Annotated in this window: 26 protein-coding genes; 14 read left to right on the top strand and 12 right to left on the bottom strand. The window is 71.5% G+C overall.

The features are described from left to right. The first annotated feature begins 32 nt into the window (after positions 1 to 32). Positions 33 to 308, top strand: a complete 276-nt coding sequence (locus tag Cco03nite_RS00700) for an Lrp/AsnC family transcriptional regulator (protein ID WP_203687908.1) — start codon at positions 33 to 35, stop codon at positions 306 to 308. Positions 309 to 395: 87 nt separating this feature from the next. Then, the gene (locus Cco03nite_RS00695) at positions 396 to 1,229 is read left to right on the top strand and encodes an alpha/beta hydrolase family protein (protein ID WP_203687907.1); all 834 of its coding nucleotides are present in this window, start codon (positions 396 to 398) and stop codon (positions 1,227 to 1,229) included. Positions 1,230 to 1,400: 171 nt separating this feature from the next. Here the strand turns inward: Cco03nite_RS00695 and Cco03nite_RS00690 are convergent, their stop codons facing one another. The 6 genes from Cco03nite_RS00690 to ctaE form a co-directional block, all read right to left on the bottom strand. Beyond that, positions 1,401 to 2,603 carry a cytochrome P450 gene (locus tag Cco03nite_RS00690; RefSeq protein WP_239167010.1) on the bottom strand — a complete coding sequence of 401 codons (1,203 nt, stop codon included), beginning with the start codon at positions 2,601 to 2,603 and terminating at the stop codon, positions 1,401 to 1,403. A 92-nt stretch (positions 2,604 to 2,695) separates the two neighbouring features. After that, on the bottom strand, positions 2,696 to 2,875 hold the full coding sequence (locus Cco03nite_RS00685; protein ID WP_203687906.1) for a hypothetical protein: 180 nt from the start codon (positions 2,873 to 2,875) through the stop codon (positions 2,696 to 2,698). A 192-nt stretch (positions 2,876 to 3,067) separates the two neighbouring features. Next, positions 3,068 to 4,654 carry a cytochrome bc1 complex cytochrome b subunit gene (gene qcrB / locus Cco03nite_RS00680; RefSeq protein WP_203687905.1) on the bottom strand — a complete coding sequence of 529 codons (1,587 nt, stop codon included), beginning with the start codon at positions 4,652 to 4,654 and terminating at the stop codon, positions 3,068 to 3,070. 2 nt (positions 4,655 to 4,656) lie between these two features. Further along, a complete protein-coding gene (gene qcrA, locus Cco03nite_RS00675) occupies positions 4,657 to 5,733 on the bottom strand; it encodes a cytochrome bc1 complex Rieske iron-sulfur subunit (RefSeq protein WP_203687904.1) in 1,077 nt (358 codons plus the stop codon). Next, positions 5,730 to 6,542 (bottom strand): cytochrome bc1 complex diheme cytochrome c subunit, encoded by an 813-nt coding sequence (gene qcrC, locus Cco03nite_RS00670; RefSeq protein ID WP_203687903.1) that lies wholly within the window; start codon positions 6,540 to 6,542, stop codon positions 5,730 to 5,732. Before qcrC ends, qcrA begins: the two co-directional genes overlap by 4 nt. 8 nt (positions 6,543 to 6,550) lie before the next feature. Beyond that, a complete protein-coding gene (ctaE, locus tag Cco03nite_RS00665; RefSeq protein ID WP_120316188.1) occupies positions 6,551 to 7,156 on the bottom strand; it encodes an aa3-type cytochrome oxidase subunit III in 606 nt (201 codons plus the stop codon). A 156-nt stretch (positions 7,157 to 7,312) separates the two neighbouring features. Here ctaE and Cco03nite_RS00660 point away from each other — a divergent pair, with 156 nt between their 5' ends. From Cco03nite_RS00660 to trpD, 3 genes are read left to right on the top strand one after another with little or no spacing between them, the layout of a single operon-like run. Continuing rightward, entirely contained in the window at positions 7,313 to 8,269 is a 957-nt protein-coding gene (locus Cco03nite_RS00660; protein WP_203687902.1) for a cytochrome c oxidase assembly protein, read from the top strand. Then, positions 8,266 to 8,658 carry a response regulator gene (locus Cco03nite_RS00655; protein ID WP_203687901.1) on the top strand — a complete coding sequence of 131 codons (393 nt, stop codon included), beginning with the start codon at positions 8,266 to 8,268 and terminating at the stop codon, positions 8,656 to 8,658. Before Cco03nite_RS00660 ends, Cco03nite_RS00655 begins: the two co-directional genes overlap by 4 nt. A gap of 41 nt (positions 8,659 to 8,699) precedes the next feature. Next, a complete protein-coding gene (gene trpD / locus Cco03nite_RS00650; protein WP_203687900.1) occupies positions 8,700 to 9,797 on the top strand; it encodes an anthranilate phosphoribosyltransferase in 1,098 nt (365 codons plus the stop codon). Between the two features lie 76 nt (positions 9,798 to 9,873). Here the strand turns inward: trpD and Cco03nite_RS00645 are convergent, their stop codons facing one another. Together Cco03nite_RS00645 and ctaC are read right to left on the bottom strand one after the other, a co-directional pair. Then, a complete protein-coding gene (locus tag Cco03nite_RS00645; protein ID WP_203687899.1) occupies positions 9,874 to 10,299 on the bottom strand; it encodes a cytochrome c oxidase subunit 4 in 426 nt (141 codons plus the stop codon). Positions 10,300 to 10,309: 10 nt separating this feature from the next. Next, entirely contained in the window at positions 10,310 to 11,134 is an 825-nt protein-coding gene (gene ctaC, locus Cco03nite_RS00640) for an aa3-type cytochrome oxidase subunit II (RefSeq protein WP_203688042.1), read from the bottom strand. Between the two features lie 275 nt (positions 11,135 to 11,409). On the opposite strand from ctaC, the gene Cco03nite_RS00635 reads away from it, so the two are divergent. Next, positions 11,410 to 12,546 (top strand): cysteine desulfurase family protein, encoded by a 1,137-nt coding sequence (locus tag Cco03nite_RS00635; protein ID WP_203687898.1) that lies wholly within the window; start codon positions 11,410 to 11,412, stop codon positions 12,544 to 12,546. Beyond that, positions 12,543 to 12,782: a sulfurtransferase TusA family protein gene (locus Cco03nite_RS00630; RefSeq protein ID WP_203687897.1), complete on the top strand. Its 240-nt coding sequence runs from the start codon at positions 12,543 to 12,545 to the stop codon at positions 12,780 to 12,782. Before Cco03nite_RS00635 ends, Cco03nite_RS00630 begins: the two co-directional genes overlap by 4 nt. A 136-nt stretch (positions 12,783 to 12,918) precedes the next feature. Here the strand turns inward: Cco03nite_RS00630 and Cco03nite_RS00625 are convergent, their stop codons facing one another. The 3 genes from Cco03nite_RS00625 to Cco03nite_RS00615 form a co-directional block, all read right to left on the bottom strand. Continuing rightward, on the bottom strand, positions 12,919 to 13,893 hold the full coding sequence (locus Cco03nite_RS00625; protein WP_203687896.1) for a carbohydrate kinase family protein: 975 nt from the start codon (positions 13,891 to 13,893) through the stop codon (positions 12,919 to 12,921). A 173-nt stretch (positions 13,894 to 14,066) separates the two neighbouring features. Beyond that, positions 14,067 to 14,420, bottom strand: coding sequence for a HesB/IscA family protein (locus Cco03nite_RS00620; protein WP_203688041.1), 354 nt, complete (start codon positions 14,418 to 14,420; stop codon positions 14,067 to 14,069). 101 nt (positions 14,421 to 14,521) lie between these two features. Then, positions 14,522 to 14,896, bottom strand: a complete 375-nt coding sequence (locus tag Cco03nite_RS00615; RefSeq protein ID WP_203687895.1) for a MarR family winged helix-turn-helix transcriptional regulator — start codon at positions 14,894 to 14,896, stop codon at positions 14,522 to 14,524. Between the two features lie 85 nt (positions 14,897 to 14,981). Between Cco03nite_RS00615 and Cco03nite_RS00610 the strand changes: the two genes are divergently transcribed. After that, complete coding sequence (locus tag Cco03nite_RS00610) at positions 14,982 to 16,466, top strand: MFS transporter (protein WP_203687894.1); 1,485 nt, start codon at positions 14,982 to 14,984, stop codon at positions 16,464 to 16,466. Between the two features lie 104 nt (positions 16,467 to 16,570). Here Cco03nite_RS00610 and Cco03nite_RS00605 read toward each other — a convergent pair whose 3' ends face one another. Continuing rightward, positions 16,571 to 17,782: a glycerate kinase family protein gene (locus Cco03nite_RS00605; RefSeq protein WP_203687893.1), complete on the bottom strand. Its 1,212-nt coding sequence runs from the start codon at positions 17,780 to 17,782 to the stop codon at positions 16,571 to 16,573. A 179-nt stretch (positions 17,783 to 17,961) separates the two neighbouring features. Here Cco03nite_RS00605 and nadA point away from each other — a divergent pair, with 179 nt between their 5' ends. From nadA to Cco03nite_RS00575, 6 genes are all read left to right on the top strand, one after another. Next, entirely contained in the window at positions 17,962 to 19,113 is a 1,152-nt protein-coding gene (nadA, locus tag Cco03nite_RS00600; RefSeq protein WP_203687892.1) for a quinolinate synthase NadA, read from the top strand. Positions 19,114 to 19,255: 142 nt separating this feature from the next. Further along, on the top strand, positions 19,256 to 20,584 hold the full coding sequence (murA, locus tag Cco03nite_RS00595) for a UDP-N-acetylglucosamine 1-carboxyvinyltransferase (RefSeq protein WP_308440649.1): 1,329 nt from the start codon (positions 19,256 to 19,258) through the stop codon (positions 20,582 to 20,584). Positions 20,585 to 20,807: 223 nt separating this feature from the next. Further along, on the top strand, positions 20,808 to 21,434 hold the full coding sequence (locus Cco03nite_RS00590) for a DUF3043 domain-containing protein (protein ID WP_203687890.1): 627 nt from the start codon (positions 20,808 to 20,810) through the stop codon (positions 21,432 to 21,434). A gap of 71 nt (positions 21,435 to 21,505) precedes the next feature. Next, complete coding sequence (locus tag Cco03nite_RS00585; protein ID WP_203687889.1) at positions 21,506 to 22,399, top strand: ABC transporter ATP-binding protein; 894 nt, start codon at positions 21,506 to 21,508, stop codon at positions 22,397 to 22,399. Between the two features lie 2 nt (positions 22,400 to 22,401). Continuing rightward, positions 22,402 to 23,133, top strand: a complete 732-nt coding sequence (locus tag Cco03nite_RS00580) for an ABC transporter permease (protein ID WP_203687888.1) — start codon at positions 22,402 to 22,404, stop codon at positions 23,131 to 23,133. Continuing rightward, positions 23,100 to 24,317, top strand: a complete 1,218-nt coding sequence (locus Cco03nite_RS00575; protein WP_203687887.1) for a sensor histidine kinase — start codon at positions 23,100 to 23,102, stop codon at positions 24,315 to 24,317. The genes Cco03nite_RS00580 and Cco03nite_RS00575 overlap by 34 nt, the downstream gene beginning before the upstream one ends. The last annotated feature ends 42 nt before the right edge of the window (positions 24,318 to 24,359 follow it).

Raw genomic sequence — 24,359 nt, 5'->3', positions numbered from 1 at the left:
CGGGCACGGCGCTCGACGGCAAGGAGTTCCCGGTGATCACAGCGATCGTTCTCATCGACTGCGCGACCGACGCGATCCCGGAGGTCGCCGAGGAGCTGGCCAACCTGGAGGGAGTCAGCGAGGTGTACTCCGTCGCGGGCGGCGTCGACCTGATCGCCATCGTGCGGGTGCGCGAGTTCGACCACATCGCCGAGGTCATCGCGGGCGGCATCTCGAAGGTTCCCGGCGTGCTCAACACGGACACGCACATCGCGTTCCGCTCGTACTCGCGGCACGACCTGGAGCAGGCGTTCGCCATCGGCTTCTGAGCGGCGGAAGGTGACCCCTCGCCGAGCGGCCCGCGTCACACCCCACAGTGCTTACTTGCGAGTAACCTCGCGGTCTAGGCTGCTGCCATGCAGCTCACCGTGGACCGTGGCAGCGACCGGCTCGGCGTCCAGCTCCACCTCGTAGCGGACCCCGCCGCGCCGCTGGTCGTCGTCTTCCCCGCGATGGGCGTGCCCGCCGGTTACTACACCCGGTTCGCGCACTCGCTCAACGCGGCCGGTCTCGGCGTCGCGGTGGCCGACCTGCGCGGCACCGGCGCCAGCGCACCCCGCCCCGGCTGGGACAGCCGGTACGGCTACACCGAACTCGCCGACGACGTCCCCGCCGTGCTGGAGGCCCTCGCGGAACACCGCGCCGGGCGGCGCACCATCCTGCTCGGACACTCGCTCGGCGGGCAGATCTGCGTGCTGCACCTGGCCCGCGAAGCCGCCCACGGCGCGAACCACGGCGTGGACGGACTGGTCCTGATCGCCGTCGGGCTGCCGTACTGGCGCACCTACCCCCGCCGAGGGCTGGGCGTTCTCGCCATGACGCAGTTCGTCAACGCCGTCTCCGCCGTGCTGCGGGTCTGGCCCGGCTGGGGCTTCGGCGGCCGCCAGGCCCGCGGCGTCATCCGCGACTGGGCCCACACCGCCCGCCACGGCGCGTTCCCCGCCCACCTGGGCGCGGAGCCGGGTCTGTCCCAGCTGGACCTGCCGGTGCTCGCGATCAGCGTCGACGACGACCAGTACACCCCACCGGAGACCACCGATCACCTGGTCGCCGCCCTCACCGGCGCGCAGGTCCACCGCGACCACCTCACCACCGCCGCCGCGGCCGCTCCCCTGGACCACTTCAAATGGGTCAAGGCCGGCGCCGCCCTGGCCCCCCGTATCACCGCCTGGCTCCCGATCCGCCACTGACCGCCCCGGCGCGCCTCCCCTGGCCCCGACCCAGCCGAGACGGGTCCCACACCAAGGTCGTTCGAGTTGCCAGGCACCTGGGCGAATGCGGGCTCAAGATACGCACAGGTGCCCGGCAAGTCGGACGATCATGGCGCGGCGACGCCGGGCACGGGCGCCGATGCAGGCGCGTCAGGCCGTGATGGGCAGGGTGGCGTAGCCGCGGAAGCCGAGGCGGTCACGGCGGGTGGGGACGCCGGCCGAGCGCAGGTGGGGCAGCTTCTCCAGGAGTATGGGGAAGGCGAGCTGGGCCTCCAGGCGGGCCAGCGGCGCGCCGAGGCAGTAGTGCGCGCCTGCGCCGAAGGACAGGGACGGCACGGCCGGGCGGTCGGGCAGGAAGTCGGCCGGCGCGGCGAAGCGGCGCGGGTCGCGGCCGGTCGCGGCGAGCACGAGCAGCACCTCGGTGCCGGCGGGCAGCGCCACCCCGGCCAGCTCGCCGTCCTGCCCGGCGTAACGGGAGGTGACCTGCACGGGTGGGTCGAGCCGCAGCATCTCCTCGATGTACGCCGCCGACAGCGCCGGGTCCGCGCGCAGCCGGGCGAGGTGCTCCGGCCGGTCGAGCAGCATGGCCAGGCCGTTGCCGAGCAGGTTGGTCGTCGTCTCGAAGCCCGCGACCAGCAGCAGCACCAGGTGCGAGACGAGTTCCGCCCCGCGGATGCGGCCCTCCGCGCCCGCCGCCAGCAGATCGCTGATCATGTCGTCGCCGGGTTCGCGCTGCCGCCGCGCCATCAGGTCGACGAAGTACTCGGCGAGCTCGTCGCTCGCGGCGTCGGCGCGGGCCAGTTCCTGCGGGTCGCCGGCGAACACCTCCAGGGCCAGGGTCAGGTCCTGCGCCCGCGGCCGGAACCAGTCCCGGTCGGCGACGGGCACCCCGAGCAGGGCGCAGATCACCGACACGGGCAACGGGTACGCCACCTCGTCCATGAAGTCGACCGGCCCGCCGGCCGCCGCGATCGGCTCGATGAGCTCCTCGGCCAGCGCGGTGACGTCGGCGCGCAGCGCCGCGACCCGGCGGGCCGTGAACGCCGAGCCGGCCAGCCGGCGCAGCCGGGTGTGGTCGGGGGCGTTGCGCCACAGCATGGTGCGGCTCAGCCACTGCCAGGAGGCGACGGTGCGCCAGCCGGGCATCGCCCGGTCCAGCGCGACGGCGTCGGTGACCCGGAACGAGGCGTCCCGCAGCACCTGGTCGGCCTCGGCGTACCCGGTGACGACCGCGAACCCCTCGCCCAGCGGCGCCACCGGACCCGCCGCGCGCAGCCGCTCGTAGTGCGGGTAGGGGTCGGCCCGGCCCTCGGCCGTCGCCAGTGCCTGCATCGCCGCCAGTGCGTCCTGCATCGCCGGTCCCCCTCGCGCCGCCGTCCTGTGGGAAGACTACGACGCGGGGACGACCGTGCCGCCGAGCCGCGTGGCACGGGCCGCGCGGGCTCTCAGTTGGGCATCAGCGACATCGGCCGGCAGCCCGGTCCGGTGTGGACCGACGCGCAGCAGCCGACGGTCCACGCGCCGTTGAAGACGGCGTGCCGGGCCAGGCCGGTGGCCGCGACGGGCCGGCGTGCCGCCGGTACGGTCCGCGGGTCGCGCTTGCCCGCGTGTCCTGCTGTGATCATGAAATTGCCTCCCGGGTGAACCGCGCGCCGACGTCTGATGCGCCACGACTATGCCATGGCGGTCCCCCAAGATCCGTGACCGATGGCGTCCCGGTCCTGGTGACGGTGCCCACCCGGGCACGGAGGCACGGAAACGGCGCAGGGCGCCCACCTCGCGGTGGACGCCCTGCGCCGTGCGGAACCGTTCCCGGATCAGCTCTTGCCGCTCGTGATCTCCTCGCGCGGCTGCTCCTCCTGCTGCGGCGGAGCCGGCTGCTCGATCGGCCGGAAGAAGCCGCGCACGGCCGGGCCCAGCGCGCCGAGGCGGTTCATCTTCTTCGGCACCGTCCAGCCGACGTACGGCAGGTCGGTGTGGCCGTGCTCGTCGGGCGCGGCCAGCGGCTGGTGCACCTCGACGAAGCGCCCGTCCGGCAGCCGCTTGATGATGCCGGTCTCGACGCCGTGCGCCAGCACCTCGCGGTCGTGCTGCTGCAGGCCCAGCGCGAGGCGGCGGGCGAAGTAGTACGCCAGCGGCGGCAGGATCAGCAGGCCGATGCGGCCGGCCCAGGTCATCGCGTTCAGGCTGATGTGGAACTTGTCGGCGAAGATGTCGTTACCGCCGGAGATCGTCAGCACCAGGTAGAACGCCAGGGCCATGGCGGCCAGACCGGTGCGGTCCGGCACGTCGCGCGGGCGCTGGAGCAGGTTGTGCGAGGCCTTGTCCTTCTTCCAGCGCGCCTCGATCCACGGATACGCCATCGGCAGCACCGTCAGGATGCCCGGGAGCACCACGGTCGGCCAGAACAGCGGCGGGATGTTGTAGCCGAGGAACCTGATGTCCCAGGCGGGCATCAGACGGGTCGAGCCGTCGAGGAACATGACGTACCAGTCGGGCTGGCTGCCCGCGGAGACCACCGCGGCCTCGTACGGGCCGAACAGCCAGATCGGGTTGATCTGGAAGAGGCCGCCCATCAGCGCGATGACCGCGAAGACGAGCATGAAGAAGCCGCCCTGCTTGATCGCGTAGCGCGGGAACATGCGCTCGCCGACCACGTTCTTGTTGGTGCGGCCCGGCCCCGGCCACTGCGTGTGCTTCTGCACGAAGACCAGGCCCACGTGGATGGAGACCAGCGCGAGCAGGATCAGCGGCAGCAGGAACACGTGCAGGATGTACAGGCGGGACAGGATGATCTCGCCGGGGAACTCGCCGCCGAACAGCGACGTGGTCACCCAGGAGCCGATCACCGGGATGGACAGCATGATCGCCGAGGCGATGCGCAGGCCGGTGCCGGACAGCGCGTCGTCGGGCAGCGAGTAGCCGGCGAAGCCCTCGGTGAAGCCCAGCCAGAACATGCTCAGGCCGATGATCCAGTTGATCTCACGCGGCTTGCGGAACGCGCCGGTCATGAAGATCCGGAACATGTGCACCACGATCGCGGCCATGAACAGCAGCGCCGCCCAGTGGTGCATCTGGCGCATGATCAGGCCGCCGCGCACGTCGAACGACAGGTCCAGCGCCGTCTCGTACGCCCGCGACATCTGCACGCCCTGCAGCGGCAGGTACGAGCCGTTGTAGTGCACCTCCTGCAGCGACGGCTCGAAGAACAGCGCGAGGAACGTGCCGGTCAGCAGCAGGATGATGAACGAGAACAGCGCGATCTCGCCCAGCAGGAACGACCAGTGGTCGGGGAACACCTTGTTCAGGATGCCGCGCAGCGGGGTGGCGACGGGCAGCCGGGTGTCCACCTCCTGGGCGGTCTTGCCCGGGAGGGCTTTCAGGTCAACCTTGCGACGCTTCATGGTCAGTCCTTCTCCCAGAACGCCGGCCCGACCGGCACCTTGTAGTCGCCGACCGCCACGAGGTAGCCCTCCTTGTCCACGCTGATGGGCAGCATGGGCAGGGACCGCGTCGCCGGGCCGAAGATCGGCCGGGCGTTGTCCGTGATGAGGAACTGGGACTGGTGGCACGGGCAGAGCAGGCGGTTCGTCTGCTGCTCGTACAGGCTGGCCGGGCAGCCCGCGTGGGTGCAGATCTTCGAGTACGCCACGAAGCTGCTCCAGGGGCTGTTCTGGTTGATCGAGTACAGCCGGCCGTTCAGCAGCGCCGCGTCCTCCTCCCGCAGGTGGATCAGCAGCGTGGGCGAGTCCGCGTAGTGGTTGCTGGCCCCGCCCGGGATGTTCGGGAACACCGTGATCTGGCCACCGGTGCTCACCTCTTCCGGCCGCACCAGGGTGCCGTCGTCGTGCATCAGCCGGATCGGGTTGGCCCGCGTCGCGCCCGCGAACCCGGTCTTGAACAGGATGTCCGGGTGGTGCGGGTCCTTGATCAGCGCGCCGATCGGCACCGCCGCGGCCGCCAGACCCAGCGGGGCCAGGCCCAGCAGCGACCACTTCAGGATCGGCCGCCGGCCCAGGCCCATCTCGGCGCCGATGAACTGCAGCGTGGAGCCGGTGAGCTTCTGCTCCTCCGGCGACGACGGGCCGTCGTGCCGCTCCTGGATCGCGATCTCGTGCGGGAGCAGCTTCTTGCCCCAGGTGAGGATGCCCAGGCCGACGCCGACCAGGGCCAGGCCCAGGGTCAGGCCGAGCACCGGGGTGTAGTACTTGCTGGCGTGCGGGCCCAGCTCGTACTCCCACGGCCACCAGATGAAGGCGATCACGAACAAGGTCGACATGATGCCGGTGAGCAGGAAGAAGAAGGCGACGATGCGGGTCATCCGCTTCTCGCCCTTCGAACCCGGCGCGTACTGCGGCTCGTAGTGGACGATCTCCACGCCGTCGCGCCGCGCGCCCTCGCGCACGATGTCGAACCTGGTCAGGTTCGGGTTGTCCAGGTCGACGCCCGCGGCGTCGCGCACCTGGGTGTTCGTGTCACTCATGACTTACCCGCAATCCACAGCGCTGCGAAGACCAGTGCCACCACGCCGACCAGGAAGATCGCCAGGCCCTCGGTCACGGGGCCGAAACGGCCGAGGCCCCAGCCACCCGGGTCGCTGTCGCTCTTCAGGTTCTGCACGTACGCGATGATGTCGAACTTGTCCTGCGGCGACAGCTCGTTGTCACCGAAGACCGGCATGTTCTGCGGGCCGGTCAGCATCGCCGCGTAGATCTGCCGGTCGGTGGCCGGCTCCAGGGTCGGCGCGAACTTGCCGCTGGACAGCGCGCCGCCGCCGCCGGAGAAGGCGTGGCAGGACGAGCAGTTGATCCGGTACAGCTCACCACCGCGGGCGATGTCGCCCTTGGACGCGAAGTCCTCGCCCTCCGGGAGCTGCGGGCCGCCGCCCAGCTCCTGGATGAAGGCGCCGAGCTGGCGCGCCTGGTCGTTGGTGAACATCGGGTCCTTGCGCTCCGCCTGGGCCTCCTGGCGGGCGGCCGGCATGCGGCCCGTCTCCACCTGGAACTCCACGGCCGCCGAGCCGACGCCGATCAGGCTCGGACCGCGGCCGGGCACGCCCTGCGCGTTCGCGCCGTGGCAGGAGATGCAGCTCACGTCGTACAGCGCCTTGCCGGCCTCGGCGGCCGGGGTGAGCGGGGCGGCGCCCTGGGCTCCGCCGGGCGCGACGATCGCGTAGATGCCGCCCGCGAAGACCAGCGCGGCGAACATGCGCAGCGCCGAGTTCAGCCGCCTGCGGACCCGGCTGCGCTGCTTGGGCGCACCCGCCGCGGGGCGTGGGGTGTCTGGTGTCATAGCCGAGCTCACATCCGCTCCAGCAGGTAGATCATGAAGAAGAGGCCGACCCAGACCACGTCGACGAAGTGCCAGTAGTAGGACACCACGATCGCCGAGGTCGCCTGTGCCGGCGTGAACCGACCCATGGTGGTGCGGATCATGTAGATGATGAAGGCGATCAGACCGCCTGTCACGTGCAGGCCGTGGAAGCCCGTGGTCAGGTAGAACATCGAGCCGAACCCGTCGGCGTTGATCTTGATGCCCTCGCTGACGAGCACGCGGTACTCGTTCACCTGGCCGAGCACGAACGTCAGGCCCATCAGGAACGTGATGGTGAACCAGAGCCGCAGCCCGTACACGTCACCCCGCTCCGCGCGCAGCACGCCGATCTGGCAGGTGATGGAAGACAGCACCAGGATCGTCGTGAAGAACACGGCGTACGGGAGATTGAGCACGTGGGAGTGCTGGATCCACTGGTCGTAGTCCGCGGCGCGGATCGCGAAGAACATCGCGAAAAGCGCCGCGAAGAACATGAGTTCGCTGGAGAGCCACACGATCGTCCCGACGCTGACCATGTTGGGCCTGGTCAGGGAGTGGATCCTGCTCTTGTCGATGGCTGAGGCGGCAGTCACGCGGTCATTATTGCCCCCTACCTGCATCGGCGAGCGTCGGGGTGCCTGGTTGGCGGCGTGTCGTGACCCGCCGGACCGCCCGCGACAAGCACGGTCTAGCCTCGGGTGGTGCCGCCTGTCGATCATTTCATCGCGTTGACCTCGAACGTTGCGACCATGAACGCCGAGACTCCCCCGTTCACCGTGGCGACACTGGTGACCGGCGCCCGGCTCGACTCGTGGCTCGCGGTCGGTCTGCTGCTGGCGGGTGCGCTTTATCTCTACGGCACGCACCGGCTGCGGATGCGCGGCGACAAGTGGCCGGTGGGGCGCACCATCGCCTTCCTCGGGCCCGGCCTGGGCACGCTGGCCCTGGTCACGGTGAGCGGCATCGGCGGATACGACACCACCCTGCTGTCGGTGCACATGCTGCAGCACATGGCGCTGTCCATGGTCGCGCCGATCTTCCTGGCCCTGGGCGCGCCGGTCACGCTGGCCCTGCGCACGCTGCCCGCCCGCTACCGGCGCACGCTGCTGGCGGTGCTGCACAGCAAGGCCGCCGCCGTGCTGGCGAACCCGCTGGTCGCGTTCGGCATCTTCGTGGCGAACCCGTTCGCGCTGTATTTCACCAGCCTGTACGAGCAGACCCTGCGCCACGAGTGGCTGCACGAGGTCATGCACGCGCACTTCATCGCCACCGGCTGCCTGTTCTTCTGGCCCCTGCTGGGCCGCGACCCGCTGCCGGGACGCTGGCCGTATCCGGCCCGCGCGCTGCTGATGCTGCTGAGTGTCCCGTTTCACACCGTGCTCGGGCTCACCATCATGCAGCAGAAGACCCTCCTCGGCGGCGACTGGTATCCCTCGCTCGGCCTGTCCTGGATGGACCCCTGGGCCGACCAGGTGACCGCCGGCGGCGTGCTCTGGGCCGGCGGTGAGCTGGTCTCGGTCACCATGCTCGCGGTGCTCGTCGTCCAGTGGATCAAACAGTCCCGCCAGGAGGCCGCCCGCATCGACCGCCAGCTCGACCGCGAGGAGGCCGCCCGAGCCGCCGCGGACGCCGAGACGGCGCAGGCCGGCGCGGACGGCGCACCGCACGACCACGAGATCACTTCACCGCTTAGGATGAGCGCATGAGTACCAAGACCGTCCTGCTCTACAGCGACGACCCGCAGGTCCGCGACCGGATGCGGCTGGCCATCGGCGAGCACCCGGCACCCGACCTGGAGGTCGAGTTCGTCGAGGCGTCCACCTACGGCGAGTGCGTCAAGCTGGTGGACGACTACGAGATCGATCTGCTGGTGCTGGACGGCGAGGCGACCCCGGGCGGTGGCCTGGGCGTGGCGCGTCAGCTCAAGGACGAGATCGACGAGTGCCCGCCCTGCTGTGTCGTCATCGCCCGCTCGGCCGACCGCTGGCTGGCGGCGTACGCCCGCGTCGACGCGACGCTGGTGCACCCGCTCGACCCGATCGAGACCGCGAAGGTCATCTCCAACCTGCTGCACGACGAGTCCGTGGCCGCCTGACCCGAGCACCGCGCGCCACGCCCTTCACCCCTGGAGGCCCGATGGGCGACCGGAACACCTGGCCCCACCTGCTCGGCGCGCTGCTGCGCCGCGAGGAGCTCACGCCGGACGACACGGCCTGGGCCATGGGCGAGATCATGTCGGGCGTGGCGACACCGGCGCAGATCGCCGGGTTCGCGCTGCTGCTGCGGGCCAAGGGCGAGACGGCCGGCGAGGTGTCCGGCCTGGTCGCCACGATGCTGGCCAACGCGGCCCCGCTGCCACAGACCGACGAGCAGCGCACGGCCACCCTGGACGTGGTCGGCACCGGCGGCGACCAGGCGCACACCGTCAACATCTCGACGATGTCGGCGATCGTGGCCGCCGGCGCGGGCGCGCGCGTGGTCAAGCACGGCAACCGGGCGGCCTCCTCCTCCTGCGGCACCGCGGACGTGCTGGAGTTCCTCGGCATCCCGCTGGACCTCAGCCCGGAGCAGGTGGCCGCGGTCGCCGAGGAGGCGGGCATCACGTTCTGCTTCGCCGCGACGTTCCACCAGGGCCTGCGCCACGCCGGCGGGGTACGCCGCGAGCTGGGCGTGCCCACCGCGTTCAACTTCCTCGGCCCGCTGACCAACCCCGCCCGGCCCCGCGCGGGCGCGATCGGCTGCGCCGACGTCCGGATGGCCGGCGTCATGGCGCAGGTGTTCGCCGATCGCGGTGACACGGCCCTGGTGCTGTGCGGCGAGGACGGCCTGGACGAGTTCACCACCGCCGCCCCCACGCGCGTCTGGGTGGCTCGTGGCGGGCGCGTCACCCCACTCACGATCGACGCCGCGGATCTCGGCGTGGCCCGTTCCGCGCCCGGGGACCTGCGCGGCGGTGACGTGTCGCTCAACGCCGACGTCGTGCGCCGCCTGCTCGGCGGGGAGACCGGCCCGGTGCGCGACGCCGTGCTGGTCAACACCGCCGCCGGCCTGACCGCCCACGACTGGGCGATCCGGAGTGTGGGACCCGCCGACCCGGACACGCTGGTCGAGGAGCTGACCGACGCGCTGCACGCCAACATGCGCCGCGCCGCCGAGGCCATCGACTCCGGCGCGGCGGCGGCGGCGTTGGAGCGCTGGATCAGCACCGCGGCGGCCGCGAAGTACGCCGAGTAGCGGCCGACACACGACAATGAAACCGGCCCCCTCCGCAGTGGAGGGGGCCGGTTTCATTTGCTTTCGGTGCGGAGGATCAGTGCTCCGCGGTGCGGCGGGTGCCGGTGTAGTACTCGAACAGCATCGCCGAGGTGGACAGCAGCACGCACACGATGCCGAGCGCGATCAGCCACCACATCCAGAACACCAGGCCGAGCGACGCGATCAGGGCCGACGTCGCGATGCCGAACGGCCAGTAGCTGCCCGGGCTGAAGAAGCCCAGCTCGCCGGCGCCGTCGGCGATCTCGGCGTCGAGCCGGTCCTCGGGGCGCGGGTCGATGCGGCGCGACACGAACCAGAAGTAGCCGCCGCACATCAGGCAGAGCAGGAACGACAGCGCCAGCGCGGTGGTGCCGATCCACTCGATCCCGCCCATGGACAGGTCGGTCCACCAGCCGTACACCACCGCGGCGACGATGAGGAACAGCGCGACGCCGACGAAGATGCGGTATTCGGTCTTCATGTCTCCAGCCTCAGTTCGCGGTGCGCAGGGTCGGGAACGGAGTCGTCGTCGTGGCGTAGGGCGTCTCACCGATCGCCGTCAGCGCCTCGGGAGTGCTCTTGCCCGCCTTCAGTGCCGCCACGAACTGCGCGTACTTCTCCGGCGTCACGGCGCGCAGCTCGAAGTTCATCATCGAGTGGTAGGTGCCGCACAGCTCGGCGCACCGGCCGACGTAGCTGCCCACCTGAGTGATGTTCACTTCGAACTCGTTGATCACGTTGCCCGGGAACACGTCGCGCTTGAACAGCAGCTCCGGCACCCAGAACGAGTGGATGACGTCGTTGCTGTGCTCGACGAAGCGCACCGTCTTGCCGACCGGCACGACCACGACCGGGATGTAGTTGCTGTCGCCGGGCGTGCTCTCCACCTTCTCGGCGTCGAGGCCGGGGTTGGAGAGGTAGTTGAACTGCCAGTTCCACTTGAACGCGACGACCTCGACGGTGGCGTCCGGGTTCTTGGTCAGCTTGTTCACGTCGGTCTGCACGACGGCGGTGTAGTAGAACAGCACCGCGATCACCAGGAACGGCAGCACCGTGTACAGGATCTCGATCGGCAGGTTGAACCGCGTCTGCGTGGGCAGGTCGGCGTCACCGCGCTTGCGGCGGTAGGCCGCCACGCACCAGAAGATCAGACCCCACACGAAGACGCCCACCGCGAGCGCCGCGACGACCGAACCGACCCAGAGGTCGTACATCCGCTCGGACTGCTGGGTGATGCCGCCCTGGGGCCAGCCGAATCCATCGAACGCCGCGCCGACGTTGCACCCCGCGAGCAGGGTCACCGTGATGACCGACATCGCGCTCAAGCCGACGGCTCGCCTGCGGGCTCGTGTTGCGACCACCTGCTCCTGCCTCCCTTAGCAGCGCCACCTTCGGACGCACCGGTGAGGGGCGTGACCGACGGTCGCAGAGTACTTCACCCCGGGGCCCCGGCCGGGCCTGGGGTCGGCCCGGTGATCCGGCGTGTCCGCGGGAATCGGTGACGGCGACGACTGCCGTCACCGCTAGATCACGATACCGTCGAGGGGTGGGAGATCCCCGGCAGGCCGGACCAATCGATCAGGGCGAAGACGTGCGCGGCGCGTATTTCGATGCGGCGACCGCGGCACCGCTGCACCCGGCCGCCCGCGAGGCGCTGCTCGGCGCGCTCGACGACGGCTGGGCCGACCCGGGCAAGCTCTACACCCAGGCCCGCCGGGCGCGCATGCTGCTCGACGCGGCGCGCGCCACGATCGCGCAGGTCCTGGGCGTACGCCCGGACGAACTGAGCTTCACCAGCAGCGGCAGCACCGCGGCGCACGCCGCCGTCCTGGGTGGACTGGCCGGCCGCCGCCGCGCCGGCGCGACCCTGGTCCGCTCGGCGATCGAGCACTCGGCCGTGCTGCACGCCGGCGAGCGGCACGCACGCGACGGCGGCGCGGAGGCCGAGGTGCCCGTCGACCTGCTCGGCCGCGTCGACCTGGACGCGTGGACCCGGGCCGTCACCGCACCCGGTGTGGCGCTCGCCGCACTGATCAGCGCGAGTCACGAGGTCGGCACGGTGCAGCCGGTCGCCGCGGCGGCGGCCGCGTGCCGCTCGGCCGGCGTGCCGCTGTACGTCGACGCCGCGCAGTCACTGGGCCGGACGCCCGTACCGGAGGGCTGGTCGCTGCTGACCGGCTCGGCCCGCAAATGGGGCGGCCCGCCCGGGGTCGGTCTGCTGGTGGTGCGCAAAGGCACCCGCTGGGTGTCGCCCTACCCCGCCGACGACCGGGAGTCCGGCCGCTTCCCCGGCGCGCCCGACCTGCCCGCGATCCTCGCCGCGGCCGCGTCGCTGCACGCCGTGCACCAGACCGCGGCGCAGGAAACAAAACGCCTGTCCGCCCTGGTCGACCACGTACGCGCCACCGTCGCGGCGACCGTGCCCGACGTCGAGATCGTGGGCGACCCGGCCGACCGGCTGCCGCACATCGTGACCTTCTCCTGCCTGTACGTCGACGGCGAGGCGCTGCTCACCGCCCTCGACCGGCGCGGCTTCGCGGTCTCCTCCGGTTCGGCATGCACGTCCTCCACGTTGCGGCCGAGCCACGTGCTCGCCGCGATGGGAGTGCTGACCCATGGCAACATCCGGCTGTCACTGCACCGCGACACCACCGCCGACCAGGTGGAACGCTTCCTCGCCGAGCTGCCCGGCATCGTCGCGTCGTTGCGGGCGGAGGTGGGCATGTGAACCCGGACACCCCGGTCGACGTACTGGACTGCTTGGGGCAGCGCTGCCCCCTGCCGGTGATCGCCCTCGCGAAGCGCCTGCCGTCGGCGCCGGTCGGCGCGGTGGTGCGCGTGCTCGCCGACGACCCGGCCGCCGCCGTGGACATCCCCGCGTGGTGCCGCATGCGCGCTCAGCAGTACGTCGGCGCGGTCTCCGTCGACGGCTCCCCCGCCTTCGACGTGCGTCGCCTCAGCTGACGACCCCGCACCGCGGCCCCGCCGCGCCGCCGCGCGTTTGAAATCGACGATGGCCTATCACATCGAATCCGGGTGCCGGATTTTCGATGTGATAGGCCATCGTCTATGAAAAACCGGGCGCGTGGCGCCGGGCAGGTCAGTTCAGGTGGGGGCGGATGTCTGCGGCGACGGAGTCGCCGTAGGACTCGGCCAGGCGCTTGAGGAAGTTGTCCGGCTCGACGTCGTACTCCTGGGTGCCGACCGTCTCCAGGACCAGCGTGGCCAGCAGCGCGCCGACCTGCGCGGCCCGTTCCAGGCCCAGGCCCCAGGACAGCGCGGCGAAGAAGCCGGCCCGGAAGCCGTCGCCGACACCGGTCGGGTCGTACACCTGGATCTCGCGGGCGACCGGCACGTGGATCGGCGCGAAGTCGCGGCCGGTGATCCGGACGCCGTTCTTGCCCAGTGTGGTGACCCGCACCTTGACCCGCTCCAGCACCTCGTCCGAGGTCAGGCCGGTCTTCTGCTCCAGCAGCGAGTTCTCGTACTCGTTGGTGAGCAGGTACTCCGCCCCGTCGATGAGCTGCAGCACGTCCTCGCCGCTCATCCGGGCCAGCTGCTGCGAGGGGTCGGCGGCGAACGGGTACCCCCGGTCGCGGCACTCCTGCGAGTGGCGCACCATCGCCACCGGGTCGTTCGCGCCGACGATGACCAGGTCGAGGCCGTCGAGGCGCTGGTGCACCGGGGACAGCTCGATGTTGCGGGCCTCGCTCATGGCGCCGGCGTAGAACGAGGCGACCTGGCACAGGTCCTCGTCGGTGGTGCAGACGAAGCGGGCGGTGTGCGCCACCTCACTGACGTGCACAGAGTCACAGTCGACGCCGTTGCGCTCCAGCCAGGAGCGGTAGTCGGCGAAGTCCGCGCCGACCGCGCCGACCAGGGCCGGGCGCAGGCCCAGCTTGGCCATGCCGAAGGCCATGTTCGCCGCGACGCCGCCGCGCCGGATCACGAGGTCGTCGACCAGGAACGACAGCGAGACCTTGTCCAGCTGGTCGGCGATGAGCTGGTCCGCGAAGCGGCCCGGGAAGTGCATCAGGTGATCCGTGGCGATCGATCCGGTAACGCAGATCTTCATGGTTGACCTTCAGGTCGGCGAAAGATGGGCGCGGAAAGCGTACCGGTTGACGCACATACGACAGCGGCACTCCAGCGTGGCCGGAGTGCCGCTTGTGTCGTCGCCCACAGCGGGCGGCGGTGAAGCTCAGACGATCAGTGATCGTGCTTGCCGGGTTCCACCGGCGCTTCGTGTCAGTGGAACGAATCGCCGCAGGCGCAGGAGCCGCCGGCGTTCGGGTTGTCGATGGTGAAACCCTGCGCGTCGATGCGGTCGGCGAAGTCGACGGTGGCGCCGGCCAGGTAGGGCGCGCTCATCCGGTCGACGACGACCTCGACGCCGCCGAACTCCTTGACGATGTCGCCGTCGAGCTCACGCTCGTCGAAGAAGAGCTGGTAGCGCAGGCCGGAGCAGCCACCGGGCTGAACCGCGACCCGCAGCCGGAGGTCGTCGCGACCCTCCTGCTCCAGCAGAGCCTTGACCTTGCCGGCCGCGACCTCGGTGAGGTTGATGCCGGTGGCGTCCGTCTTGCTGTCGGGCGTCGAGATGTCGGGCGTCGTCACGTGGTGCTCCCCAAGCGTGAAGTGCTGATAATCCTTCGAGGTAACGCTAGCGCGCCCCGGTTTGATTCCCCAGAGCGCCTCACGGGCTACTCGCCCAGTGTGGTGTTGATGACGGCGCGGTGGGTGGGCCGCGCCGCGGCGTGCCGTTCCCGGCCGGCGTCGGTGGGGTGCACGAACACCCCGCGCCGGTCGGAGGTGCAGAGCTGCCGCTCCACCAGGCCGTCCTTCTCCAGGCGGGCGACGGTGCGCGACAGCGCGCTCTGGCTGAGGTGGATCTGCTCGCCGAGTTCCTGCATGCGCAGCCCGGTGCAGTCCTGCGCGCCGACCAGCCGGTCGAGCACCTCGAACTCGCTCATGCCGAGCTGGTGCTGTTCCTGCAGCGCGCTCTCCAGGGCGCAGGAGAGCGTCGCGTACTGCCGGGACAACTCTCGCCATGCCTGCACGGCCACCTCGTCGGGCATGTGCGGAGCTTAACATGCAGGCGCAGTAAGTGTGAACGCATTTTATGCTTGCGCATTCAATGCACGTGCAACTAACGTACCGACCATGTCCTCCACCGCGACGCTGTCGCCACCTGCCCCCGACACCTCTCCGGCCGCCGCGGACCAGCGCTGGACCCCGCGGCTGTGGGGCACGCTGCTGGTGCTGTGCGCGGTGCTCTTCCTCGACGGCCTCGACGTCTCGATGGTCGGCGTGACCCTGCCCGCCATCCAGTCCGACCTGGGTCTGTCCACCGCGACGCTGCAGTGGATCGTCAGCGGCTACGTGCTCGGCTACGGCGGCCTGCTCCTGCTCGGCGGGCGCACCGCCGACCTGCTCGGCCGCCGCCGGGTGCTGCTCGTCGCCCTGGCCGTGTTCGCGGGCGCGTCCGTGCTCGGCGGCCTGGTCGAGGACGGCACGCTGCTCATCGCGACCCGGTTCGTCAAGGGCCTGGCCGCGGCGTTCACCGCGCCGGCGGGCCTGTCCATCCTGACCACGACCTTCCGCGAGGGGCCGGTGCGCAACCGGGCGCTGGGCATCTACACCGTGTTCGGGGCCAGCGGCTTCTCCTCCGGCCTGATCCTGGGCGGGCTGCTCACCGAGATCGACTGGCGTGTCACCTTCCTGCTGCCCGCGCCGCTGGCGGTGCTCGCCCTGATCGCGGGCCTGCGGCTGATCCCGCGCGACGGCGCCCGCAACCCCGGCGGGTACGACGTGCTCGGCGCGGCCACCTCCACCGGCGCGCTGCTGCTGCTCGTGTTCACGGTCGTCAACGCGCCCGAGGCGGGCTGGACCTCGCTGCGTACCCTCGGCTCGCTGGCCCTGGTCGTGGCGCTGGCCGCCGCGTTCGTGATCGCCGAGCGCACCGTCGCCCACCCGCTGGTGCGCCTGGGCGTCTTCGCCAACCGCAGCCTGGTCCGGGCCGACCTCACCGCGATGGCGGTGTCCGGCGGCTACCTGAGCTTCCAGTTCATCGTCGCGCTGTACCTGCAGAACGTGCTGGGCTGGTCGCCGCTGCAGATGGCGCTGTCGCTGCTGCCCGCCGGGATCATCGTGGCGAGCTCCGGGCCGGTGGTCGGCAGGCTGATCACGCGGTACGGCACCCGGCGGCTGATCGCGCTCGGCATGGTCGCGTTCGTCGCCGCGTACGCCCTGTTCCTGCGGGCCGGGCCGGAGCCGGCGTTCCTCACCGTGATCCTGCCGACCGCGCTGCTGCTCGGGCTGGGTTTCGCGCTGAGCTTCTCCGCGCTGAACGTGCAGGCGACCAACGGCGTCGCCGACGACGAGCAGGGGCTGGCCTCCGGGCTGGTGCAGAGCTCGTTCCAGGTCGGCGGGGCGGTCGCGCTGGCCGTCACGTCGGCGGTGGTCGGCGGCGGGCCCATCGTGCCGGGCCGCCTGCCGGACACGTTCCCGACCGCCATCGCCGTGGTCACCGCGATCTCGCTGCTCGGCCTGCTCGCCGCCGTGCTGGGTCGGCGACCGGGCCGCCACGCCGCCCACCGGGTGGCGCGCGAGGATGATCGCTATCTGGTGTCAGAAAGTGCAGCCTGACCGCAGATTTCGACATCAGGGCAGCGATCATCGCCGGTACGGCGTTAAGAAGGGCACCTTCCTCTACGCATAGCGATGGGAAGGTGCCCTTCCTTTGCTTGGGGTCAGCGGGACCACTGGTGGGCCAGGCGAGCTGACAGTTCGCGGAGGCCGCGGGCGGGTTCGGCGAGGGCGAGGTCGACGCTGCCGAAGTGGTCGACCAGGGCGTGGGCCTCGGTGACGCCGGCCGCGCCCTGCTCGCGGCGGCCGGTGGTGACGCGGCCCGCCAGCACCACGCACGGGATGCCGAGGTCGCGGGCCGCGCCGGCCAGGCCGGAGATCGCCTTGCCGCGCAGCGACTGGTGGTCGAACGAGCCCTCGCCCGTGATCACCAGGTCGACGTTCTCCAGCACCTCGTCCAGGCCGGTCAGCTCGCGGACCAGGTCGATGCCGGAGGCGACCGTGCCGCCCAGGGCCAGGATCGCCGCGCCGAGCCCGCCCGCCGCGCCGCCGCCGGGCAGCTCGGCCAGCTTCGCCGGGCAGCCGGGCAGCTCCCGTTCGAGCACCGCGGCCCAGTTGGCCAGGGCGGCGTCGAGCAGCGTCACATCCTGCGGGGTGGCCCCCTTCTGCGGGCCGTACACCGCGGACGCGCCGTGCAGGCCGGTCAGCGGGTTGTCGACGTCGGTCGCGGCGATCAGCTCGACTCCGGCGGGGAGCAGACCGGCCCCCGCGGGGGCCCCTCCGCCGCCTGAGCCGGTCGCGTCGGCGCTGCCGGGGGCGGGCGTGCGGCCCGCGACGGTGCTCGCCAGCGCGAGGGACGCGCAGGTGGTGAGGGCCGCGCCGCCGGGGGCCAGCGGCTCGCCGGCCGCGTCGAGGCCGACCGCGCCGAGGGCGGCGAGCAGGCCCGCGCCGCCGTCGTTGGTGGCCGAGCCGCCGAGCCCGATCACCACGCGCAGGGCGCCGTGCGCGACGGCCGCCTCGATCAGCGCGCCGAGGCCGTACGAGGAGGTGATTCTCGGGTCCCGCTCCCCCGGCTCGACCAGGTGCAGGCCGCAGGCCTGGGCGCTCTCCACGTACGCTGTGCCCGCCTCGTCCCCGGCGAGCAGCACCGCGCCGAGGACCGCGCGGCCCAGCGGGTCGGTCGTGTCGACCTCGACCAGCTCGCCCCCGATCGAGGCGTGCAGCACCTCGACGAAGCCGGGGCCGCCGTCGGCGATGGGGCGGCAGATCAGCTCGTCCGCCGCGGCAGCCTCCCGCCAGCCCTCGGCGACGGCCTGCGCCGCCTCCACCGCGGTGAGCGTGCCGGCGAACTTGTCGGGACAGATCAGCACTCGCATGGGCTGCACGATAGTGACCCGCCCCCGCCGCGCAGACGACCGGCGTGACCGCGTCCCACGTCTGGCCGCCGACGACCGGGCGCGCTGCCGCCGAGCCGCGGCCCCCGGTGAGTGGCAGCGCCGCCGTGGGGCAGGCCACAGCCGCCGGGGCGAGCCTGCTGTGCCGGGTTGGTGCGACGATGGGGGGCGTGACTGCTCCCGTACTGCTGCTGCTCGGCCGCGGCAAGGACTCGAACTCGGAACGCGGCGTCGACTGTCCGGGCGACCTGCCCGCGCCCAGCGACCCCGGGCTGGTCGAGCGTGCCGCCGCCGCCAAGGCCGCGCTCGGTGACCGGGTCTTCGTCCTCGGCCACCACTACCAGCGCGACGAGGTCATCCAGTTCGCCGACGTGACCGGCGACTCGTTCAAGCTGGCCCGTGAGGCCGCCGCGCGGCCCGACGCCGAGTTCATCGTGTTCTGCGGCGTGCACTTCATGGCCGAGTCGGCCGACATCCTCACCTCCGAGACCCAGCGCGTGGTCCTGCCGGACCTGGCCGCGGGCTGCTCCATGGCCGACATGGCCGTGCTGGAGCAGGTCGAGCAGTGCTGGGACCTGCTGAGCGACCTCGGTATCTCCGATTCCGTGGTGCCCGTCACCTACATGAACTCCTCCGCCGACATCAAGGGCTTCGTCGGCCGCAACGGCGGCGTGGTCTGCACCTCCTCCAACGCCAAGCGCGCGCTCGACTGGGCGTACGCCCAGGGCGAGAAGGTGCTGTTCCTGCCGGACCAGCACCTGGGGCGCAACACCGCGGTGCTGGAGATGGGCTACTCGCTCGACGACTGCGTGCTCTACGACCCGCACAAGCCCAACGGCGGCCTGACCGACCAGCAGCTGCGCGACGCCAAGATGATCCTGTGGCGCGGGCACTGCTCGGTGCACGGCCGGTTCACCCTGGAGAACGTGCAGGCCATGCGCGAGCAGGTGCCGGGCGTGAACATCCTGGTGCACCCGGAGTGCCGGCACGACGTGGTGACCGCGGCCGACCACGTGGGCTCGACGGAGTACATCATCAAGAAGCTGGAGGCGGCCGAGCCCGGCTCCGCGTGGGCCGTGGGCACCGAGCTGAACCTGGTCCGGCGGCTGGCCGCCGCGCACCCGGACAAGCAGGTCATGTTCCTGGAGAAGACGGTCTGCTACTGCTCCACGATGAACCGCATCGACCTGCCACACCTCGTCTGGGCGCTGGAGGAGCTGGTCGCGGGGCGGGTGCCCAACCAGATCACGGTCGATCCCGACACCGCGCACCACGCTCGGGTGGCGCTGGACCAGATGCTGGCACTGCCGTAGGCAACTGGTTACTCTGAGTACGAGCACCGCGTCCGAATCGCGGTGCTCGTACTCATTTAAGCTTCCCGTGTTCCGTCACACATCACGCAGCGCTATGCTGCCGGGGTTTGCAATTAACTCGCGCCACACCCAGGAGGTCGCCTTGTCGGACGACGTGCTCATCGTCAGCGGAGGTAGCCCGCTCAAGGGCGAGGTGCGGGTCCGCGGGGCCAAGAATCTGGTCTCCAAAGCCATGGTCGCGACCGTGCTGGGCGAGAGCCCGAGCCGGATGTTCGACGTCCCGCGCATCCGCGACGTGGAGATCGTGCGCGGTCTCCTGGAACTGCACGGCGTCAAGGTGACCAACGGCGACCTCGACGGCGAACTGCGCTTCGACCCGTCCAACGTCGAGCGCGCCGGCATCGACGAGATCAACGTGCACGCCGGCTCCAGCCGGATCCCGATCCTGCTGTGCGGCCCGCTGCTGCACCGGCTCGGCCACGCGTTCATCCCGGACCTGGGCGGCTGCCACATCGGCCCGCGCCCGATCGACTACCACCTGGAGGCGCTGCGGCGCTTCGGCGCGGTCGTCGACAAGACCCCGGAAGGCCTGCACCTGTCCGCCCCGGACGGCCTGAAGGGCATCAAGTACGAGCTGAACTACCCGTCGGTCGGCGCGACCGAGCAGATCCTGCTCACCGCCGTACGCGCCGAGGGCGTCACCGAGCTGAGCAACGCCGCGGTCGAGCCCGAGATCATCGACCTGATCTGCATCCTGCAGAAGATGGGCGCGATCATCAAGGTGCACACCAACCGCGTGATCGAGATCGAGGGCGTGCCGCGCCTGGGCGGGTTCTCGCACCGGCCCATCCCGGACCGCATCGAGGCCGCCAGCTGGGCCTCGGCCGCGCTGGCCACCCGGGGCGACATCACCGTCAAGGGCGCCCGCCAGGCCGACATGACGACGTACCTCAACGTCTTCCGCTCCATCGGCGGCGAGTTCGAGATCGACGACAACCCGGTCGACGGCGGCATCCGCTTCTGGCACCCCGGCGGCGACCTGCGCCCCGTCGCGCTGGAGACCGACGTGCACCCCGGTTTCATGACCGACTGGCAGCAGCCGCTGGTCGTGGCGCTGACCCAGGCCAACGGCCTGTCCGTGGTGCACGAGACGGTGTACGAGAAGCGCTTCGGCTACACCAGCGCCCTGAACCAGATGGGCGCGCACATCCAGGTGTTCCAGGACTGCCTCGGCGGCACCCCGTGCCGGTTCGGCCGGATGGGCTTCCGGCACAGCGCCGTCATCGCCGGCCCGGCCAAGCTGCACGCCACCGACCTGGTCATCCCGGACCTGCGGGCGGGCTTCAGCCACCTCATCGCGGCGCTGGCCGCCGAGGGCACCTCCCGGGTGCACGGCGTCGACCTGATCAACCGCGGCTACGAGGACTTCGAGGCCAAGCTCGCCGGCCTCGGCGCAACCGTCTCCCGCTGACACCACCCGCACCACCCGCCACACGAGCACCCCGTTTTTCATAGACGTTGGCCTATCTCATCGAGTTTGATCTACAAAAACTCGATGAGATAGGCCAACGTCATCTCAAGGCGCGGGTGCTCGGCGCCGCGCCGCGCGGGCGGAGGCTGCGGCGGGAGCTGTTCGTCACAGGTCGCCACGCGGTGGCCGTCGGCTGCGGCCGCGGGTCGGCTACCCTTGCTGCGTGCCGTTGTTCTCCCGCAAGACCACCGACGTTTCCGCTGCGACCCCGGCCGACGAGCCCGAGGTCACGGAGATCGTGCGCGCCTCGCGCTCGTACACGCCCGCCAAGGGCAAGGCGACGCCGAAGCGCACCGAGGCTCAGCGCCGCAAGGCCGAGCCGCCGCCGGCGAACCGCCGCGAGGCGATGAAGCGCCAGCGCGAGAAGATGCGCGCCGACCGGGCCGAGTCCATGGCCGGCATGAAGGCGGGCGACGAGCGCTACCTGCTGCCCCGGGACAAGGGACCCGAGCGGCGGCTGGTGCGCGACTACGTCGACTCCCGGCGTACCGTCGGCACCTGGTTCTTCGGCGGCGCTTTCCTGATCTTCTTCCTGATCCAGGTCCGCGACCCGCGCATCGCGCTGGCCGCGAACGTGATCTGGCTGCTGCTGGCGCTGGCCGTGATCGTGGACAGCATCTTCATCTGCCGGAAGATCAAGAAGCTGGTCAAGGAGAACTACCCCAAGACCACCCAGCGGATGGGCTCGCTCTACCTGTACGCGGTGATGCGCGCCATCACGTTCCGCCGCATGCGGATGCCGAACCCGCAGGTCAAGATCGGCGACCCGGTCGTCCCCACCAAGGCCTAGGACATCTGTCCTGCCGGAGTCGGGATCGCCGGATCTGCCCGGCCGTCCCGGCTCCGCCTAGCGTCGGACGCATGACGGAAGCGGTGCGGCTGCAAGCGGTCGCGAAGAACTACGGCCCCGTGAGGGCGGTGGACGGCATCGACCTGTCCATCGCCCGCGGCCAGACGGTGGCGCTGCTCGGCCCCAACGGAGCGGGCAAGTCCACCACCATCAACATGCTGCTCGGCCTGCTGGAGCCGACGGCCGGCACGGTACGCGTGTTCGGCAGCAGCCCCACCGAGGCGGTGCGGGCGGGCAAGGTCGGCGCGATGCTCCAGGAGTCGGGCTTCGCCGCCAACGCCACGGTCCGCGAGCTGGTCGAACTCGCCCGCGCGCTGTACCGCGACCCGCTGCCCACCGCGGAGATCCTGGCCACCGCCGACCTCGCCGAGCTGGCGGGACGCCGCCTCGACAAGCTCTCCGGGGGCCAGACGCAGCGGGTGCGCTTCGCGTTCGCCCTGGCCGGCAACCCCGAACTGCTCGTGCTCGACGAGCCGACCGCCGCGCTGGACGTGGAGAGCCGCCAGGCGTTCTGGGCGGCCATGCGCCGCTACGCCGCCACCGGCCGCACCGTGCTGTTCGCGACGCACTACCTCGAAGAGGCCGACGACTTCGCCGACCGGGTGATCGTGATCGCCCGGGGCCGGGTCGTCGCCGACGGCAGCGGAGCAGACATCAGGCAGCTCACCGGCGGGCGTACGGTCAGCTTCGACCGTGCCGGAACCGACCTCGACGTGCTGCGGCGGCTGCCCGGTGTCGTCGAGGCCGAGACCCGCGGCGAGCGGGCCCTGCTGCGCTGCGACGACTCCGACCGCACCGTGCGCGCCCTGCTCGCCGACGGCCACTCCTGGCGCAACCTGGAGATCACCGGCGCCGGCCTGGAAGAGGCCTTCCTTACCCTCACCGCTTCCCCCGGCAAGGAGTGACCGTGCGCGCCTATCTCGTCTTCGAACTGCGCCGCCTGATCCGCGAGCCGCGTATGGCGATCTTCACCGTGGTGCTGCCGGTGCTGATCTACACGATCAGCAGCGGCAGCTCCGGCGACGCCGGCCAGGTCGGCGGGGTGGACGTCGCCGCATACCTGATGGTCAGCATGGCCGCGTACGGCGCGCTGGTCGGCGCCTTGTCCGTCGGCATCGCGGTGTCCCAGGAGCGCGCCTCCGGCTGGCTGCGCCAGTTGCGCATCACGCCGCTCGCCCCGACGCAGGTGGTCGCCGTGAAGGCGCTGCTGGCCTCGTTGCTGGCGATCCCGCCAGTGGCCTCGGTCGGCCTGGTCGCCGCGTTCGCGCACGGGGTGTCGTTCAGCGCCGGGCAGTGGGCCGCGCTGGTCGTGCTCATGTGGCTGGGCAGCCTGCCCTTCGCCGCGTTCGGCCTGGCCCTGGGCTTCACCCTGCCGCCGCAGCTGACCCAGCCGGTGAGCATGCTGGGCGTGTTCGGGCTGGCGTTCCTCGGCGGGCTGTTCGTGCCGGTCGCGGTGATGCCGCACGTGCTCGCGTCGATCGCCACCTGGCTGCCCAGCAACCGCTTCGCCGAGCTCGGCTGGTCGGTGGCGGGCGGGCAGGCCCCGCCGCTCGGCGGCGTCGCCATCCTGGCCGCCTGGGCCGTGATCTTCGGCGGGCTGGCGGCGTGGGCCTACCGGCGCTCGGCGGCGACGCGGTGACACCGCCCTTCCTGGACGGCCTGAGCCGGGCGGGCGCGACCTCGTCGCACCCGCCCGGCTCGGCCGCCTCCGCGGCGGCGCGGCGCCGCGGGCAGCGCCGGGGCGCGCTGTTCGCCGCGCTGTGGCTGTGGCCGCTGGCCCCGACCGCGCACGCGGTACTGGCCGGCGACGTGTCCGCCCCCGTGGTGGCCGGGCTGGGCCTGGCCGTGTTCGTCGGGGTCTACCTGTTCGTGGTGGTCCAGGGGTTCAGCTCGGGGGCCCGGCCGAGCCTGCGCAACCAGGCGCTGCTCGGGCTGGTCACGGTCGTCGGCGTGGCGCTGGGCGCGGCGTTCGGCGGTCAGCCCGGCGGCTGGGTGGGACTGGTGCTCTACCTGGCCGCGGCCGGGGTCGCGCTGTACAGCCTCCCGGCGGCGTACCTGTGGCTCGCCGCGATGGTCGCCGTGCAGATCGGCCTGGGCCTGCTGCACTCCGAGCCGGCCAAGGAGATCGCCGAGTCGGTCTTCAACACCGTGATGGCGGGCGCGCTGATCATGGTGGTACGCCGCATGATGCGCCTCATCCGCGAGCTGAGCGCGACCCGCGAGGAGCTGGCCCGCGCCGCCGTGGAGGGCGAGCGCCTACGTTTCGCCCGCGACCTGCACGACCTGCTCGGCCACAGCCTGTCCCTGATCGTCGTCAAAGCCGAGGTGGTACGCCGCACCGCCGGGCGCGACGCGTCCGCCGCCGCCCGGGAGGCCGCCGAGATCGAGCAGATCGGTCGTACCGCGCTGGCCGAGGTGCGCCAGGCGGTGAGCGGATACCGTGCCCGCGCCTTCGCCGCCGAGCTGGCCACGGCCGGGGCCGCGCTGACCGACGCGGGCATCGAGCCCACCGTCCGGACCACCGCCGAGGCGCTGCCCGCCGCCGTCGACGACGCCTTCGCCTGGGCGGTCCGCGAGGCCGCCACCAACGTCATCCGGCACAGCGGCGCCGGCTCGTGCGTGATCGCGCTCAGCCGCACCGACCACTGGCAGCTCGAAGTACGCGACGACGGCCGCGGCATCCCCGCCGACGCCACGCCCGGCAACGGGCTGCGCGGGCTGGCCGAGCGGCTGGCGCTGGTCGGTGGCTCGCTGTCGACCGTGGACCTGTCCGGCGGCGGTTTCGTGCTGCGCGCCACCGCGCCCGCCGGAGGCCACGCGTGACCCGCCTGCCCGCCCGCCGGAGGCCGCCCGAGCACAGCGTGC

The organism is Catellatospora coxensis (assembly GCF_016862635.1).
Taxonomy (GTDB): Bacteria; Actinomycetota; Actinomycetes; order Mycobacteriales; family Micromonosporaceae; genus Catellatospora; species Catellatospora coxensis.
Note: the sequence above shows the minus strand (reverse complement) of the source record. Positions and strands in the feature narration are given on the sequence as shown.